The organism is Rhizobium fabae, assembly GCF_003985135.1.
Classification (GTDB): Bacteria; Pseudomonadota; Alphaproteobacteria; order Rhizobiales; family Rhizobiaceae; genus Rhizobium; species Rhizobium pisi.
This window is the reverse complement of the sequence record NZ_ML133651.1, coordinates 216543-233666: the sequence shown is the minus strand read 5'-3', so window position 1 is coordinate 233666 and position 17124 is coordinate 216543. Positions and strand designations below refer to the sequence as shown.

Below are 17124 nucleotides of genomic sequence, written 5' to 3'. Positions count from 1 at the left end.
CCCCGGCCTCAAATTCCGGCGGGCCGCCTCAGATCCAACGTCAGCGGGAATTCCGGCGAAACCGCCTCGGCGCGCGGGATATATCCGCCTGCCGTATGTCCCCACGGCTCGAACCTGGCAAGCCGCCTTGCTTCCGCCTCGTTGCCGTTGACCGGGAAGGTGTCATAAGTCCGGCCGCCCGGATGGGCAACATGATAGATGCAGCCGCCGATCGAACGCTTCGACCATGTATCATAAATGTCAAAAGTCAAAGGCGTGTTGATCGGAAGCACCGGATGAAGGCCGGAGGCCGGCTGCCAAGCTTTGTAACGGACACCGGCGACCGAGACGCCCGACGTGCCGGTGGGCGTCAGCGGCAGGGTGCGGCCGTTGCAGGTGACGGTGTAGCGCGCGGTATTGCTGGTTTCGAGCCGTACCTGAAGGCGCTCGACGGAGCTGTCGACATAGCGGACGGTGCCGCCCGGCGCGCCTTCCTCGCCCATGACATGCCAGGGCTCCAGCGCCTGGCGCAGTTCCAGTTTCGAGCCTTCGTATTCGACCTCGCCGCAGAAGGGGAAGCGGAATTCGAGCTGAGCCTTGAACCATTCCGGGCTGAGGTCGAAACCGTTTTCGCGGAGATCGGCGAGCACGTCGAGGAAATCGACCCAGACGAAATGCGGCAGCATGAAACGGTCGTGCAGGGTGGTGCCCCAGCGGACGAACGTGCCGTCGACAGGGTTGACCCAGAAACGGGCGATGAGCGCGCGAACCAGCAATTGCTGGGCAAGCGACATGCGCGCGTTCGGCGGCATCTCGAAACCGCGGAACTCGATGAGGCCGAGGCGTCCTGTGGGGCCGTCGGGCGAAAACAGCTTGTCGATGCAGATCTCGGCGCGGTGGGTATTGCCGGTGACGTCGGTCAGAAGATTGCGGAACAGGCGGTCGACGAGCCAGGGCAAAGGCTGCTGCCCGCGGCCAGGTGCTCCGACCTGCGCCATGGCGATCTCCAGCTCGTAGAGGCTGTCGTGGCGGGCCTCGTCGATGCGCGGCGCCTGGCTGGTCGGACCGATGAACATGCCGGAGAAGAGGTAGGAGAGCGACGGGTGGCGCTGCCAGTGGAGGACGACGCTCTTCAAGAGATCGGGACGGCGCAGGAAGGGGCTGTTGTTCGGGTTGGCGCTGCCCACGACGACATGGTTGCCGCCGCCGGTGCCGGTGTGGCGGCCGTCGATCATAAACTTGTCGGCGCCGAGGCGGGTGGCGCGCGCCTCTTCGTAGATCGCCGTGGTGATATCGACGCATTCCTTCCAGTTCGAGGCCGGATGGATATTGACCTCGATGACGCCGGGATCCGGGGCGACGCGAATGACGTTGATGCGCTCGTCCTGCGGCGGCGGATAACCTTCGATGTGGACGGGAAGCTTGAGTTCGGTGGCGGCGTTTTCGGCCGCGGCGATCAGCTCGAGATAATCCTCGATGCGTTCGACCGGCGGCATGAAGACGCAGAGCCTGCCGTCGCGCGGCTCGACGGACATGGCGGTGCGCACGGCCCCGCCGATTTCGCCGAGCGTCTGTTCAATCCGTCCGCGATTGCTCTCGTCGGCATGGAAGGAGGCTTCCGGCATGGCGCGGCCGGCCGGCACGAAAACGTCAGGCAGCGGTTGGCGCGGAATGGTCGGATCGGCCGGGTGGATATAGGGATAACGAGCCGGCGGAACATAGGGCAATGTGCCGAGCGGCAGGCGATAACCGATGGGGCTGTCGCCGGGGACAAGGAAGATCTTGCCGCGGCGGGTGCGCCATTTCTCGCTGATCCAGACTCGGGCTTCAGCTGCCTTGGCGTTCCATGCCTGGACGGGAAGGAGGTAACCTGTGGGGATGGTGAGGCCGCGGGCAAAGACGCGGGCGATACGGTTGCGCTCCTCGGGGTCTTTCAATTTCGAATTCGACGGATCGACGTTTTCAGGGAGACTGCCTTCCTTGATGATCCAGTCGGCAGTATCCTCATAGGCCGGCTGCACCATGTCGGGCTTGATCGCCAATTCCCTGGCGATCGCCGTCAAGAGCTTCTCGGCATCCTCGGCCGCAACACCGGTATCCCTGCCTTCGGCGGCGACCAGATCGAGGTTCTGCCAGACCGGCTTTCCGTCGCGGCGCCAGTAGAGCGAAAAGGTCCAGCGCGGCAGGCTTTCGCCCGGATACCATTTGCCCTGGCCGTAATGCAGGAAGCCACCGGGGGCGAAGCGTTCCTGCAGCCTGCGGATCAGGCTGTCGGCCTTTTCGCGCTTGGTCGGGCCGACAGCGGCGGTGTTCCACTCTTCCGACTGGAAATCGTCGATCGAAACGAAGGTCGGTTCGCCGCCCATCGTCAGATGCACGTTCTCGGCTTCGAGGACGCGGTCGACCTTCTCGCCGAGTTCGTTGAGCTCGTCCCAGCTCTCATCGGAGAAGGGCTTGGTGATGCGCGGGTGTTCGGCGACGCGCGAGACCTTCATGTCGAAGGCGAATTCGGTTTCGGCCTCGCCGAAATAACCGCCGGAAATCGGGGCGGCGTTGCGGTAATGCGGCGTGGCGGCAAGCGGGATATGGCTTTCGCCGGTCAAGAGACCCGAGGTCGGATCGAGGCCAACCCAGCCGGCGCCGGGCAGATAGACCTCCGCCCAGGCATGCAGGTCGGTGAAATCGACTTCGGTGCCGGAAGGGCCATCGAGTGCTTTCAGATCGGGCGTCAGCTGGATCAGGTAGCCGGAGACGAAGCGGGCGGCAAGGCCGAGATGGCGCAGGATCTGGACGAGCAGCCAGCTGGTATCGCGGCAGGAGCCCTTGGCGGTTTCCAGCGTCTCTTCCGGCGTCTGGACGCCGGCTTCCATGCGGATGACATAGCCGATCTGCCGCTGCAGGCGGGCATTCAAACCGACGATCATATCGACCGTCGGCTGGCCCGGCGACCAGTCGAGCGTCGGCAGCAGCGCCTTGAGGCGCGGGCCGGCCGGCTCCGGTGTCATATAGATCGACAGATCCTCGCGGATCGTTTCAGGATAGTCGAAGGGCCATTTGGTCGCTTCCTCTTCGACGAAGAAGTCGAAGGGATTGTAGACCGTCATATCGGCGACGAGGTCGACCTCGATCTTGAACTCCGTCACCGGGTCCGGGAAGACGTAGCGGGCAAGGTAGTTGCCGTAGGGATCCTGCTGCAGATTGACGAAGTGATTGGAGGGCGTGACCTTCAGCGAGTGGCTGAGCACCCGTGTCTTCGAATGCGAGGCCGGTTTCAACCGGATGATCTGTGGGCCGAGGCGGACCGGTTTGTCGTAGGTATAGTGCGTCAGGTGATAGATGCTGGCTTTGATCGACATATTTCTCTTTTTATCCGGCGCGCATCGTTGTGCGGCTTGCTGTTCCCGAATTCAGTGTGTGCAATGCAGCGAAAGAAAGCAAGGTGGAAAGGTCTCCGGCTTTTATGCCGCCTTGGCAAAGGTGACGGTGGCCTTCAGGCCTCTGCCGCCCGTTCCAGGCTCCAGCGTCAGGGCGGCATTGAAAAGGTTGGCGATTTCTTCGACGATCGGCAGGCCAAGACCGGCGCCTGGCGCGCCGGATTCATTGCCGCGCGAAAAACGCCCGCGCACGGCCTCCAGCTTCTCGTGCGGAATGCCGGGGCCGTTGTCCTCGACTTCGAGGCGGATCGTCTCGGGTGCCGCGACGATGCGGACGGTGACCTCCGCCCCCTTGCCGGCATAGGCGATGGCATTGCCGGCCAAATTTCGGAGCATTTCGCCGATCAGCAGCGGTTCGGCGCGGATCATCGCCGGGCTCTCGGCCTCGAAGCCGAGATCGATGCCGGCGACGGCGGCCGTCGGGATCTGCTCGCCGGTGATTTCCTGGGCGATGGCGGCTAGATCGATTGATGTGGCGGTCAGCGCCTCCTTGGCGGTGGCGGCGTCGATCTTCGCCATCAGCAGAAGCTGGGCAAGGATGCGCTCGGCATGGGCTACGGCCTGGTCGCCCTTCAGCGCCGCAGCCTGGGCCTCATCAAGTGAGCCGGCGCGGGCGGAAAGGGCGAGTTGTGTGCGGATGATCGCGAGCGGCGTGCGCAGCTGATGGCTGGCATTGCCGGTGAAATGGCGCAGCGCATCGAGCGCCGATTGCAGGCGGACCATGAAGGAATTCACCGTCCCGACCAGCGGCTCGACTTCGCTCGGCACGGTCTCCTCGATCGGATGCAGATCGTCGGGGCTGCGCTCGCCGATGGCGTCGCCGAGCTTGTAGAGCGGGCGCAGAGCCACGGTGACCGAGATCCAGACGATGACGGCCGCGCCCACGATCATGAAGGCGAGGCGCAGCGCCGAGCGGACGAGGATCGCCTGCGCCAGCTGCCGGCGGGCGATGGTGGTTTCGGCGACGGTGACGACGAAGGGCACGGAGCGGATGCCGGTCGAGGCGGAGCGTTCGAGCGTCGCCACACGGATCGGTTCGCCGCGGAAGGTGTCGTCGGCGAAGGCGGCGGCATCGCCCGGCGCCTTCTTCAGGACCGGCAGGGACTGATAGCCTGTGATGAATTGGCCCGGCGGGCCGTCAACACGGTAGAAGACGCGGTCCTGCGCCGCCGAGGTCAGCATTTCAAGCGCGACATAGGGGATGTCGACTTGCAATGTCCCATCCTCGGCGACGACGACGCGTTCGGCGATTGCCAGTGCCGAGCCGGCAAGCACACGGTCGGAAACGATGTTCGAGGTCTGGACGGCCTCGCGATAGGTGTCGGCGAGCGCCAGCGTGCCGATGACGGCTGTCGAGACGAGAAGCCAGAAGAGCAGCCGGCGCCTGAGGGAATAGGCTGATTTCATGGGGTCTCTGGCAGCTTGTCGAGATAATAGCCGATTCCGCGGGCGGTTTTGACCGTCAGGCCGTGCGGCGAGAGGCGTTTCCTCAGACGGCTGACATATTGCTCGATGGCATTTGCGGAAATGTCGTCGTCGAAGGCTGTCAGCGACTGAATGATCGCTTCCTTGGCGACGACCTTGCCGGCCCGCATGAAGAGAATTTCGAGCAGGCCGAGCTCGCGGGCGGGAATATCGAGCGGTGTCGCGCCTGATGAAAAGGTGCGGGAGGTGAGATCGAAGGAAATGCCGCCGAAGCCGACGGTCGCCGAACGCAAGCCCGCCTGGCGGCGCAGCAACACGCGCACACGCGCCTCGAACTCGGCGATATCGAAAGGTTTGATCAGATAGTCGTCGGCGCCGAGATCAAGACCCTTCACCCGCTCTTCCGGCGTGCCGCGCGCCGTCAGGATGAGGACGGCCGCCTGGTTCTGCCGCGCGCGCATGGCGCGCAGCACGTCGAGCCCGTCCATCTCGGGCAAGTTGAGGTCGAGAATGACAAGATCGAAGTTTTCCGCCGCAATGACGGCATTGGCAGATGCCCCGTCATGGACGACATCGACGGCATGGCCCGTGCCGCGCAAGATCGCCGACAGGCCGTCGGCCAGCGCGATATTGTCTTCGGTGAGCAGGATGCGCACGGATGTCCCCCGATTTTTCAAGGGAGATTACAGAGGTGACGTAGGGATGTCACAGTGATTTTCAGATTGGGTGAACGGCCGGGAAAAGCTCGACCTCAGCTCCCGGTCTTCTCGATGCGTTCGCGCTGCGTCATCGCGGCGGCGAGGAGCTTCTGGAAGCGGGGATCGTGGCGGATGTTGTCGAGATCGGAATCATTGTTGAACCATTTGATATGATAGACCGAGCTGTTCGGGAGCAGCCGCTCCAGGAGGTCGATCGCCTTGTCGACGTCGCCGAGGACGGAGTGAACGCAGGCGAGATTATACTGGGCGACGATGTCGTCAGGGTCGATGGCGAGCGCGCGTGCGGCCCAGTCTCGCGCCCTTGCCGCATCGCCGAGATGGGCAAGCGCCAGCGCGCCGCGATGGGCAGGACCTGAATTTTCCGGGTTGAGGTTCAGCGCGCGTTCGGCGCGCTGCAGGCCGAGGCGCGCCCAGTTTTCCGTATCCACCATGCGGCCGAGCGACCGATAGGCGGTCATCAGATGTATAGGCGAGACGTAGTCGTCAGGGCGGATATCGGCGGCGCGGGTGAAGTATTGAACGGCATCGGCGAAGTTGCCGCGCATGAAGAAGAAGCGGGCATAGTGGAAATTCGCCTCATAGAGGTTCGGATCGAGCGCCAGCGCGCGTTCGAAGGCGGCGATCGCCTTGTCGTCCTGGCCGCTCTGATGCAGGGCGAGGCCGCGCGAGGCGTGGGCTTCAGGCAGATCCGGATCGAGCTCGAGGGCGCGGGCGCTCATGTCGAGGATGCGTCTCAGCGGCACGTCATCCGGCGACCAATCGCGGATCGCGGCGTCGCAATCGGCAATGCCGGCATAGGCGCGGGCATAGTCGGGATCAAGTTCGACCGCCTTGTAGAACATCCGCCTTGCGAGCTGAAGGTAGGATTTCGTCCAGGTGTGGGAGAGCTGTCGGCCTCTGAGATAATAGGTATAGGCCTCGACATTGGCGGTCGGCTCGTTGGCGATCGCCTTCTTCTCCTCCGGCAGCAGGCGCACCTTCAACTGGCCGACGATCGCATGGGTGATCTCGTCCTGGATCGCAAAGATATCGGTCATGTCGCGATCGTAGCGCTCGGCCCACAGGTGATCGCCGTTGGCGGTGTCGATCAACTGGCCGGAGATGCGCACGCGCTTGCCGACGATGCGGACACTTCCCTCGAGCACATAGCGCACGCCAAGTTCCTGGGCGAGCGGCTTCACCTTCACCGATGTGCCCTTGTAGGTGAAGATGGTGTTGCGCGGCACGACGTGCAGGCTGGAGATCTTGGAGAGATCGGTGATGATGTCTTCGGTGATGCCGTCGGAGAAATAATCCTGATCAGCGTCACCGCTCATATTGGTGAAGGGCAGCACGGCGATGAAGCAGGTATTGCGGTTCTGCGCGACCAATCTGGCGGACGTCGGCGGCACGAAGGTGACGGTATAGACCTGAACCGGCTGCCGGATGTTCTTCAACGAGTGCTCGCCGATGAATTCGAAGCCGAGATTGAGGCGCGAACCGACCTGATCGCGCACCGAAGCTGACACGGCGATGCCTCCCGGCGGGGCGATGCGTTCAAGCCTGGCAGCAAGATTGACGCCATCGCCGAATATGTCGCCGTTCTCGACCACGACGTCGCCTAGATTGATTCCGATGCGGAATTCGACGCGCTCGTCCTTGGGCACGTTCTCGTTGCGGGCCGACATGCTGCGCTGGATTTCGGCGGCGCAGGCGACCGCATTCACCACGCTCTGGAACTCGGCAAGGATGCCGTCGCCGGTGAGTTTGACGATCCTGCCCTTGTAGTCCGAAATACGAATATCGACCAGCTCGCAGCGATGGCGGTTCAATGCCTGCAGCGTGCCTGACTCATCGATGCCCATCAGCCGGCTGTAGCCGACGACATCCGCAGCGAGAATAGCGCTCAGTCGTCGTTCCATGACCCCTCCCATGGATCTTCCCAGATTAATCTAGCTTTTTATAGAGTTTTTGTCGCGTAGAGTCGTCCCCCCGAATGAAAAATTCGGGCGGTCTCGACGTTTTGACGCAGCAGCGCGACCATATAACGTCGCCGATCTTCATCAATACTCTAAAAGGGTAAAGGATGACGGTCGGCGCTAATCCTTTTTGATGAAAATCGGATTCTAATTGGAGAGCTGGAGTGTTTTTGCATCGATAGATGCTTCCAGGCTCGTCATCACAAAAATCGGTCTCCGATCGATTTAGGGCTTGAGCCGGACCCAGGAGCATAGCCTAGAAGACGATTCGCGAGGGCATCATGAACGAGCGAATGAACGATAATCTCTGGTTGACGGCGGCCGAATGCGCCGAGCGGATTGGGCTGACGGTAAAGGCCCTTCGCCTCTATGAGAAACGCGGGCTGATCAATCCGCGGCGAACCGGCAAGACCTGGCGGCTCTATGGTGTCGAGGACATCACGCGGCTGAATGAGATCCTGGCGCTCAAGCGACTGGGACTCAGTCTGGCCAGGATCACTGAACTGCTGGCCGGTCAGGCGACCGATCTCGACCGGACGCTTGTCATGCAGCAAACGCAATTGCTCTCGCTGCGTAGCCGTGTGGAAGACAGTCTCTCACGGATCAATGCCTTGCGGCAGCGGATCGCTGCGGGAGAACCCATCTCGATCAACGAACTCGTCAGCATAGCGAAGGAGACTAGCATGAACGATCAATCCGCTGATGCCGTCGCGTGGCGGCGCTACGAGCAGGCACGACCGCGCACGGAAGGCGAGATCGCGCCCGAACTCCATGATCATTATCTCGGCGCTTATCTCTTCGACTGGGGCAGCAGCATCACGATTGCCCGGCGCGAGGGCGGATTAACGGCGCAGGTGCTCGGGCAGGAGGCTATCGATATTTACCCGGAGAAGGAAGACGAATTCTTCTATCGCGTGGTTACAGCGCAGATCAGCTTCCACCGCGGGCAGGACGGGCGGGTGGATAGCCTTGTGTTGCACCAAGACGGATATGAGCAATTGGCGCCGCGGATTGACGTAGCAGAGGCTGCGAGGCTGGCCGCAGACCTGGAGAACCGGACGAAAAACAGGCGGCCGGTCGACAACAGCGAAGTGCTGCTGCGCAGCGTGATTGCCGAACATCAGAGTGGCGAGGTCGACTATGACAGGATGGTTCCCGCGCTTGCCGATGCAGGGCGGGAGCAGGTGTCGATGATCCGTGCGGACCTGGAACGGGCAGGTGCGTTGAGGTCGATCTCCTTCAAGGGTGTGTCGTCCGACGGATGGGACGTTTATGATGTCGCCTTCGAAAACGCCGTGATGGAATGGCGATTTGCACTTGCTGCGGACGGCAGGTTCAGCGGGTTGTTCTTTCGGCGGTTGCCGTGAGGCCGGCGCGGGTTATTGTGGCGGCGGTTTTCATGCGCAACGGGGATTTGGATGACAGGCTCGGCCCGGAATTTCCTGCAGTTTCATGATATTCCGGAAGCAGGACTTCGATTGATCATTGCTCGCGCGGGCGAGCTTGCCAAAGCTTGGGATGAGCGGGCCATGCCGCAGAGCCTTGCGGGCAAACGCGTCGCATTGATCGCTGACGACGGCGGTTGGCGCAACACGACCGCCTTCGATCTTGGCATCCAGGCGATGGGCGGCATCTGCGCGCAGGTGCCGATCGGCTTCAATGCCAGGGAGGAAGCCGGCGATCTCGCGGGTTATCTCGGCAACTGGTTCGACATGCTGGTGATCCGTAAGAAGGCGCTTGCAACGCTGAAGACGGTCGCTGCGGCCTCGCCGGTGCCTGTCATCAACGCGCGGACGCGCTCCAACCACCCTTGCGAGACGCTCGGCGACCTTGCCTATATCAAGAGCCGGCGCGGCTCGATCGACGGGTTGAAGGTCGTTGGCGTGGTGGCGGACGCGAATATCCTCCGTTCCTGGGTTGAAGCGTCGATCGCGCTGCCGATCGAGATGATCCAGATCTACCCCCAGCGCTGGCACTTTCGAGACAGCGAGTTGTTCACTGGTCGCTTTCGCGCAGGCACTGACATGGGCGAACTCTTGGGTGCCGACGTCATCGTCACCGATTCATGGCCGGGCGATGTCGCCGGGGACACGCTTGCCAGTTACCGGATCGGCACCGATGTGCTCGATCGGTTGCGGAAGGATGCGATCTTCCTGCCGTGTCCGCCGGTTACGCGTGGCCGAGAGGTGACGGGAGAGGCGATGGAGCATCCGCTTTGTCAAAGCCGTGCCGCGAAAGCCTTTTTACTGCACGCGCAGAACGCCCTGATGGAATGGATTGTCGCCCCCACCGTAAACGCATGAACGGGCCTCGACCAGCAAGATGATGATTCGATCAGTCTTCGCGTCGAAGGCATATCGTGCGTCGTCGACTTGACCGGATAAATTGCATTGCGGAGATACCTGCAGCCGCAGGCGGGAAAGTTTCGTCGAAAACTATCCATTTTTTGCAACCGATAGCCAAAACGCGCAGCGGAAATCACGTGATCGCACAAAAGTAGAATCTTGTTAGCCATTGCCGACGAGTAATTGTTTTCAGGGGCGCGCACTGCCTTTTCAAAGTCCCCTACGCCGCTCGAATGACTCGATATGGCTTTCTCCACCCTGATATCCTTCATTCGCCGAATTTGAAGCGGAACGATCATGTTTACTTTTTTCAATAACATTAGAATTCTGGGCAAGATGGCGCTCGTCTTTTCGCTGTTGCTTGCCCTCAGTACCATCATCAACTTCTTAAGCTACAGTTCACTGGCGACACAGGAGAAGGCCGCAGGCTGGACCGAACACACCTATACGGTGCTGGGAACCCTGAGCAACATCGTCGCGGCGATGGTCGATCAGGAAACCGGCATGCGCGGCTACCTCCTGTCGGGAGACGAAAATTTCCTCGCGCCGCAGAAGGCCGGCGCCAAGTCCTACGCAGACAACATGGAGAGGGTACGCAACCTCACAGCGGATAATCCGGCCCAGCAGTCAAGGCTCAACGAACTGGCTTCCCTGGTGGACGGCTGGACGAAGGATGTCGTCGTCCAGGAAACGAAGCTGATGGCCACCAAGGAGACGGTGCAGCGGGCGCGCGATCTGGAAGTGTCGGGCGTCGGCAAGAAATGGATGGATCAGATCCGCGCCAAAGCGGCTGAAATCTCGGGCGTCGAACAGGCTCTCCTGAAGACACGTTCGGCTGAGGCGGCCGAGGCAGCCGTCAAGGCGCGTTATGCGATCATAACCGGCTCCGTCGCCATGATTGTTTTCGGCCTCCTTATGCTGTTCGTCCTGAACGGAGCCATGATCCGACCGCTCGCCGGCATGACGGCCCTCATGCGCAGGCTCGCCGAGGGCGATACATCCATCACCGTAAGCGGCTCCGGCCGGCGGGACGAGATCGGCGCAATCGCCGGCGCCGTCGACGTTTTCCGCCAGGCAGCGGTGACCAATCGCCAACTCGAAGCGGACGCCCAGGCAAACCGGGAGCGTCAGGCGAGGGAGCAGGACGAAATCAACCGGGTCAAGGAAACCGAGGCAGGGCAGGTCGCTTTCGTCACCAGCAATCTCGCCACTGGCCTGAAACGGTTGGCTGCAGGCGATCTGGCCTTCCAGCTCGATGATGCTTTCGCACCGAATTTCGAGCCGCTGCGCAACGACTTCAACCAGTCCATCCGCCAATTGGCAACCACGCTTGCGGAAATCTCCGAATCCGTCTCGAGCATGGATAACGGCACCCGCGAAATTTCTTCGGGCGCCCAGGATCTCTCGAGGCGCACCGAGCAGCAGGCGGCCTCGCTGGAGGAAACCGCGGCCGCGCTCGATCAGATCACCGCCAACGTTTCCAATTCCACCAAGCGTACCGAGGAAGCACGCATCGTCGCAGGCCGCGCTAACCAATCGGCGGTCCAATCGGCGGCGGTCGTCAGCCACGCCGAAGAGGCGATGACGAAGATCGAGGATTCCTCCCAGCAGATTTCCAATATTATCGGCGTCATCGATGAGATCGCCTTCCAGACGAACCTTCTCGCGCTCAACGCAGGCGTGGAAGCGGCCCGCGCCGGCGATGCCGGCAAGGGCTTTGCCGTCGTCGCACAGGAGGTGCGCGAACTTGCCCAGCGTTCGGCTCAGGCCGCCAAGGAAATCAAAGGTCTCATTCAGAACTCCTCCGCCGAGGTCGAGAGCGGCGTGAAGCTTGTGCGCGACACCGGCGAAGCATTGAAGACGATCGGCGGCTTCATCATCGAGATCAACAGCCATATGGAATCGATTGCGGTCTCGGCCAAGGAGCAATCGACCGGGCTTGCGGAGGTCAATACCGCCGTGAATGCCATGGACCAGACGACGCAGCAGAATGCCGCGATGGTGGAACAGTCGACCGCTGCCTCCAGCACCCTGGCGCAGGAAGCCGTCAAGCTTCGCAATCTCATCGGCCAGTTCAAGCTCGATGGCATAGTCGGGGCAGGGTCTTCGACGGTTCGCCAGCCGGTGCGCTCGGCCGCGCCCGGCAACAGGCCGGTATCTTCGCCCGCCCGTGCGCTCGGCCAGAAACTCGCCGGCGCCTTTGGTGGCAAAGGGGCAACGGCGACCGCTGTCGCTGCCAATGAATGGGACGAGTTCTGATGGCTGACGTCGCACAATACGAGAATCTTTCGGATGCAGCACTTGAGATCATTGCCTTCCATCTCGGCGACCAGCAGTTCTGCATCAAGACCACCTCGATCCGGGAAATCCGGGGATGGGCAGCGGCGACGCCGCTGCCCCATGCACCGCCGCACGTCCTCGGCGTGATGAACCTGCGCGGCACGGTCATACCGGTGATCGACCTTGCCGCGAAGCTGGGCGTGCGCAGCGCCATCGATGCCAACCGCAGCGCTATCGTCGTGGCCGAGGTGAGAAAAAACATCATCGGCCTCGTGGTTGACCGTGTATCCGATATCCTGTCGGTCAGTGGGGATCGAATTCAGCCGGTGCCGGATTTAGGCAGCGGCTTCGACCCGGCCTTCTCCTATGGGATCATTCCTTTCGATCAGGGAATGGTCTGTTTTCTCAACCTCGACCACATGTTTGCCGCCATCGAATACGCATCGGCCGCGTAAAGCTTACCCTGATCCTGTAAAACAGGCGGCGGCCGTCTTCGGCCGCCGCCCTTGCTCCTCTCTGCCCGCTCGGGCATTGTTGCGGCATGAGGAGAATTTTCATCTTGCTGCTGGCGCTCTGGCCGGGCTGCGCCCTGGCCGATCAGGCCTTCTATCCGGCGAAATCGGGCAATGCCGATGCGCCGGTGCTGACCGTTTATTCCTCGCTCGACGAGCCGTTGGCACAGCCGATGATCCGAGGCTTCCAGGAGGCCAATCCCGATGTCGCGGTCAAATATGAGGACATGCTGACCGGCGATATCTACGACCGGATCGTCAGGGAGACGGATGCCGGCGGAAAGACGGCGGATTTTGCCTTCTCTTCGGCGATGGACCTGCAGGTGAAGCTTTCCAACGACGGATACGCGCAGGTCAGCAATCTGCCGATGAGTGCCGCATGGCCGAAATGGGCAAACTGGCGCAACACCGCCTATGCGCTGACCTTCGAGCCGGCAGTATTCGTCTATCACAAGCCGAGCTTCGCGCATGAACCGGTGCCGAGCTCACGGGCCGAATTCGTGGATTATCTGAAGCGCAAGGGTAATGCGGTCTATGGCCGGATCAGCACCTACGATATCGAGCGCTCCGGTGTCGGCTTTCTCTTCATGGCGCGCGATCAGGAGCAGTTCGGCGACATCTGGTCGGTGATCGGGGCGATGGGGGCTGCGGGCGTCAAGCTTTATTCGACGAGCTCGGCGATCCTCGAACGCGTCGCCGACGGACGCTTCGTGCTCGGCTACAATATTCTCGGCTCCTATGCGGCCGACTGGGCTTCACGCGACCCCGATGTCGGCATCGTGCTGCCGAAGGATTATACGGTGGTGATGTCGCGGATCGGGTTGGTGCCGCAGGCCGCCGCCGAACCGGAGCTCGGGCGTCGCTATCTCGCCTTCTTCATGTCGAAGGAGGGCCAGACGATCATGGCGCGCGAGTTGCAGATTCCAGCCGTCAGCCCCGAGGTGGCAGGGGAGAATACCGCAAATACGTTGCAGGAACTGCTTGGTGCGCAGCTTCGGCCGGTGCCGGTTAGCCCCGGGCTGATGGTCTATCTCGACCAGGTGAAGCGGGCGCGGCTGATCGCGCATTGGAACGAAGTGCTGCGGGCGCAGTGAAGGGCGTCAGCTTTCGGCTGATACGGGATAACCTACACTCCAAGCAGCTGCGAAGAGCCGAATTCAGAGCGGCGTCTCCCAATTACGGCAAAAAAGTGGCCTTCCCTTCTGGATATCTCGCCGATGTCAGCTAAATGACAGGTTGTTGTGGTGGCTTTGGCTACTTCTTCTCCGTGGAGGCGGAGAGCTGAAGCCTTGGGAGGAGTTCCGCTCGTCACTCTGGACAACCATGTCCGCTGGCCGGCCATCCTTCCCGATTCCCAGAGAACAACAGGCGGTCGCTCAGCCGCCCCCGGAGGACATCGTGAAGCATACGTTCATCGCAACCCTTTTCGCAGCCGCCATCGCGCTGCCGGCCTATGCGGCCGACTACACCATCATCGCGCCTGCAGCACCCGGCGGCGGCTGGGACCAGACGGCCCGCTCGCTGCAGACCGTGCTGCAGCAGGAGAAAATCTCCGGCAGCGTTCAGGTCCAGAACGTCCCAGGCGCCGGCGGCACCATTGGCCTTGCCCAATTCAGCAGCCAGGCTGCCGGCAATCCGAACTCGCTGATCGTCGGCGGCTATGTCATGGTCGGCGCGATCCTCACCAACAAGTCGCCGGTCACGCTCAAGGATGTCACGCCGATCGCCCGTCTGACCGGCGAGTATGAGGCGGTGGTCGTTCCGTCCTCGTCCGAGATCAAGACCATGGCCGATCTGGTCGCGGCTTTGAAGAAGGATCCGGGCGCGGTTTCCTGGGGCGGCGGTTCCGCCGGCGGCACCGACCACATTGCTGTCGGCCTGATCGCTAAGGCCTCCGGCGTCGACCCCACCAAGATCAACTATGTCGCCTTCTCCGGCGGCGGTGAAGCGCTCGCCGCCATTCTCGGCGGCCAGGTCACGGCCGGCGTCTCGAGCTACAGCGAGTTCGAATCGCAGGTGAAATCCGGCACGCTCCGTCTTCTCGCCATATCCAGCGACAAGCGCGTCGACGGCATCGATGCCCCGACGCTCAAGGAAGCCGGCACCGACGTCAGCATCCAGAACTGGCGCATGGTTGCCGCAGCACCCGGCCTGTCGGCTGAGCAGGTCGCAGCCGTCACCGCGGATTTCGAGAAGCTGCACAGCTCCGCCGCCTGGCAGGAGACCTTGAAGACCAAGGGCTGGGCCGACACCTACCTGTCCGGCGATGCCTTCAAGGCGCAGCTCGAAAAGGATGTCTCCGCGACTGAAGGCATTCTCAAAGATATCGGTCTCGTTCAATGAGTGAAGCCGATACATCATCGGCAACGAAGCGCCGCCCTGATTGGGCGGCGCTGATTATTGCCATTTTCCTTCTCGCCGTCGCAGCCGTGGTGTTCTGGGACGCGTCGCACCTGAAGACGATCGCGCAGTATGATCGGATCGGCCCCTCGACGGTGCCGAAAGTCGTTGCATTCGGCCTCTTCTGTCTTGGTATCTGGACGGCTTTCGAGGCCTGGCGCGGCGATTTTCCCGAGCGTGAGCAACAGGAAGTCGCACCGGTCATCTGGATTGTCGCGGGCCTTGCCGGACAGATGCTGCTGTTGCGCATCGCGGGCTTCTCGATTGCCACCGGCGTGCTCTTCGCGCTGACCGCACGCGGCTTCGGAAAGCGCCAGATCTGGATCTCGTTGCCGATCGGCATCGTGCTGAGCTTCGTCGTCTGGGCGATTTTCTCGCAGCTCCTGCAGCTTACGCTGCCGGCTGGTCCGCTCGAACACCTGTTCTTCTGATAGCGCCCTCAACGGGTCGGGCGCTTTCGGCTCCTTTGCTTTTTGCGCGGACGGTCTGTTCCCCCGCAGGAACCTCCGCTTGGGACGAAGACATGAACACATTCGAATTCCTCTGGCAGGGCATTCTGGTTGCGGCGCAACCGATCAACCTGCTCTACGCCCTCGTTGGCGTTACTCTCGGCACCGCCGTCGGCGTGCTGCCGGGCATCGGCCCGGCGCTGACCGTGGCGTTGCTGCTGCCCGCCACCTACAAGCTCGATCCGGGCGGTTCGCTCATCATGTTCGCCGGTATCTATTACGGCGGCATGTATGGCGGTTCGACCACCTCGATCCTCCTGAACACACCGGGTGAAAGCGCCTCGATCGTCACTGCGCTCGAAGGTAACAAGATGGCGCGTGCGGGCCGCGGTGGACCGGCGCTGGCGACGGCGGCCATCGGCTCGTTCGTGGCTGGCCTGATCGCAACGCTCGGGCTGGCCTTCATCGCGCCCTATATCGTCAAGCTGGCGCTGATTTTCGGACCGCGTGAATATTTCGCGCTGATGGTGCTCGCCTTCGTCACCGTCTCCTCGGCGTTCGGGGATTCGGCGCTGCGTGGTCTCACCTCGCTCTTCATCGGCTTTGCGCTCGCCATGGTCGGCATCGACCAGCAGACGGGTCAGGCCCGGCTTTCCTTCGGCATCCCCGATCTGCTCGACGGTATCGAGGTGACGACGCTGGCCGTCGCCATGTTCGCAATCGGCGAGACGCTTTATATCGCCGCCCAAGGCAAACGCGGCGAGGACAAGGTGGAAGCCGTCAGGGGTTCGCTTTGGATGACTGCCGAGGATTGGGCGCGTTCATGGAAGCCGTGGCTGCGCGGCACGCTTATCGGCTTTCCGATCGGCGCCATGCCGGCAGGCGGCGCGGAAATCGGCACGTTCCTTTCCTATGCCGCCGAAAAGCGGCTGTCGAAGAACCCTGAGGAATTCGGTCGCGGTGCGATTGAAGGCGTTGCCGGACCCGAGGCTGCCAACAATGCTTCGGCTGCCGGCACGCTGGTGCCGCTGCTGACGCTCGGCCTGCCGACATCCGCAACGGCGGCGATCATGCTTGCCGGCTTCCAGCAATATGGGCTGCAGCCGGGGCCGCTGCTTTTCGCCACCAATCCGCAGCTCGTCTGGGGCCTGATCGCCAGCCTGCTCATCGCCAACGCGATGCTGCTGGTGCTGAATCTGCCGATGATCGGCCTTTGGGTTCGTCTGTTGACGATCCCGAAGCACTGGCTCTATGCCGGTATCCTGCTGTTTGCCACGCTCGGGACGATCGGTGCCAACCCGTCGGTGTTCGAACTCGGCATGCTGCTGGCCTTCGGCCTGCTCGGTTATGGGATGCGGCTCTTCGGCTATCCGATCGCGCCCACCGTTGTCGGCCTGATCCTCGGCCCGCTCGCCGAGCAGCAGCTGCGCCGGGCATTGGCGATCAGCCAGGGCGACGTCACGACGCTTGTGATGTCGCCGATTGCGGCGGGCCTGCTCATCGTTGCAGCTGCCGCCTTCCTCATCCCGCTGATCCTGCGGCTTCGCGGCCGTGGCCAGGTGCTGTCGCAGCTGGCCGCAAACGAAGACTAAAAAGACCAACCGACCCCTCCCTCAGGGCCGG

Annotated in this window: 12 protein-coding genes; 8 read left to right on the top strand and 4 right to left on the bottom strand. The window is 62.2% G+C overall.

Features of this window, described 5'->3' with window-relative positions; all coding sequences use genetic code 11:
• Window positions 1-8: 8 nt before the first annotated feature.
• The 4 genes from EFB14_RS16680 to EFB14_RS16665 form a co-directional block, all read right to left on the bottom strand.
• Window positions 9-3335: a transglutaminase family protein gene (locus EFB14_RS16680; RefSeq protein WP_126827195.1), complete on the bottom strand. Its 3327-nt coding sequence runs from the start codon at window positions 3333-3335 to the stop codon at window positions 9-11.
• A gap of 102 nt (window positions 3336-3437) precedes the next feature.
• Entirely contained in the window at window positions 3438-4820 is a 1383-nt protein-coding gene (locus tag EFB14_RS16675) for a sensor histidine kinase (protein ID WP_126827193.1), read from the bottom strand.
• A complete protein-coding gene (locus EFB14_RS16670; RefSeq protein WP_126827191.1) occupies window positions 4817-5494 on the bottom strand; it encodes a response regulator in 678 nt (225 codons plus the stop codon). Before EFB14_RS16670 ends, EFB14_RS16675 begins: the two co-directional genes overlap by 4 nt.
• A gap of 95 nt (window positions 5495-5589) precedes the next feature.
• Window positions 5590-7458, bottom strand: a complete 1869-nt coding sequence (locus EFB14_RS16665; RefSeq protein ID WP_126827189.1) for an adenylate/guanylate cyclase domain-containing protein — start codon at window positions 7456-7458, stop codon at window positions 5590-5592.
• A gap of 338 nt (window positions 7459-7796) precedes the next feature.
• Here EFB14_RS16665 and EFB14_RS16660 point away from each other — a divergent pair, with 338 nt between their 5' ends.
• From EFB14_RS16660 to EFB14_RS16625, 8 genes are all read left to right on the top strand, one after another.
• A complete protein-coding gene (locus tag EFB14_RS16660; protein WP_126827187.1) occupies window positions 7797-8882 on the top strand; it encodes a MerR family transcriptional regulator in 1086 nt (361 codons plus the stop codon).
• A 51-nt stretch (window positions 8883-8933) separates the two neighbouring features.
• Window positions 8934-9818 carry an ornithine carbamoyltransferase gene (locus tag EFB14_RS16655; protein ID WP_126827185.1) on the top strand — a complete coding sequence of 295 codons (885 nt, stop codon included), beginning with the start codon at window positions 8934-8936 and terminating at the stop codon, window positions 9816-9818.
• Between the two features lie 339 nt (window positions 9819-10157).
• Complete coding sequence (locus tag EFB14_RS16650; protein WP_126827183.1) at window positions 10158-12119, top strand: methyl-accepting chemotaxis protein; 1962 nt, start codon at window positions 10158-10160, stop codon at window positions 12117-12119.
• Window positions 12119-12595 (top strand): chemotaxis protein CheW, encoded by a 477-nt coding sequence (locus EFB14_RS16645; RefSeq protein WP_126827181.1) that lies wholly within the window; start codon window positions 12119-12121, stop codon window positions 12593-12595. The genes EFB14_RS16650 and EFB14_RS16645 overlap by 1 nt, the downstream gene beginning before the upstream one ends.
• Window positions 12596-12699: 104 nt before the next feature.
• Window positions 12700-13746, top strand: coding sequence for an ABC transporter substrate-binding protein (locus tag EFB14_RS16640; protein WP_126827416.1), 1047 nt, complete (start codon window positions 12700-12702; stop codon window positions 13744-13746).
• Window positions 13747-14050: 304 nt separating this feature from the next.
• Entirely contained in the window at window positions 14051-14995 is a 945-nt protein-coding gene (locus EFB14_RS16635; RefSeq protein ID WP_126827179.1) for a Bug family tripartite tricarboxylate transporter substrate binding protein, read from the top strand.
• On the top strand, window positions 14992-15483 hold the full coding sequence (locus EFB14_RS16630) for a tripartite tricarboxylate transporter TctB family protein (protein ID WP_126827176.1): 492 nt from the start codon (window positions 14992-14994) through the stop codon (window positions 15481-15483). The genes EFB14_RS16635 and EFB14_RS16630 overlap by 4 nt, the downstream gene beginning before the upstream one ends.
• A gap of 92 nt (window positions 15484-15575) precedes the next feature.
• Window positions 15576-17093, top strand: a complete 1518-nt coding sequence (locus EFB14_RS16625; RefSeq protein ID WP_125848651.1) for a tripartite tricarboxylate transporter permease — start codon at window positions 15576-15578, stop codon at window positions 17091-17093.
• The last annotated feature ends 31 nt before the right edge of the window (window positions 17094-17124 follow it).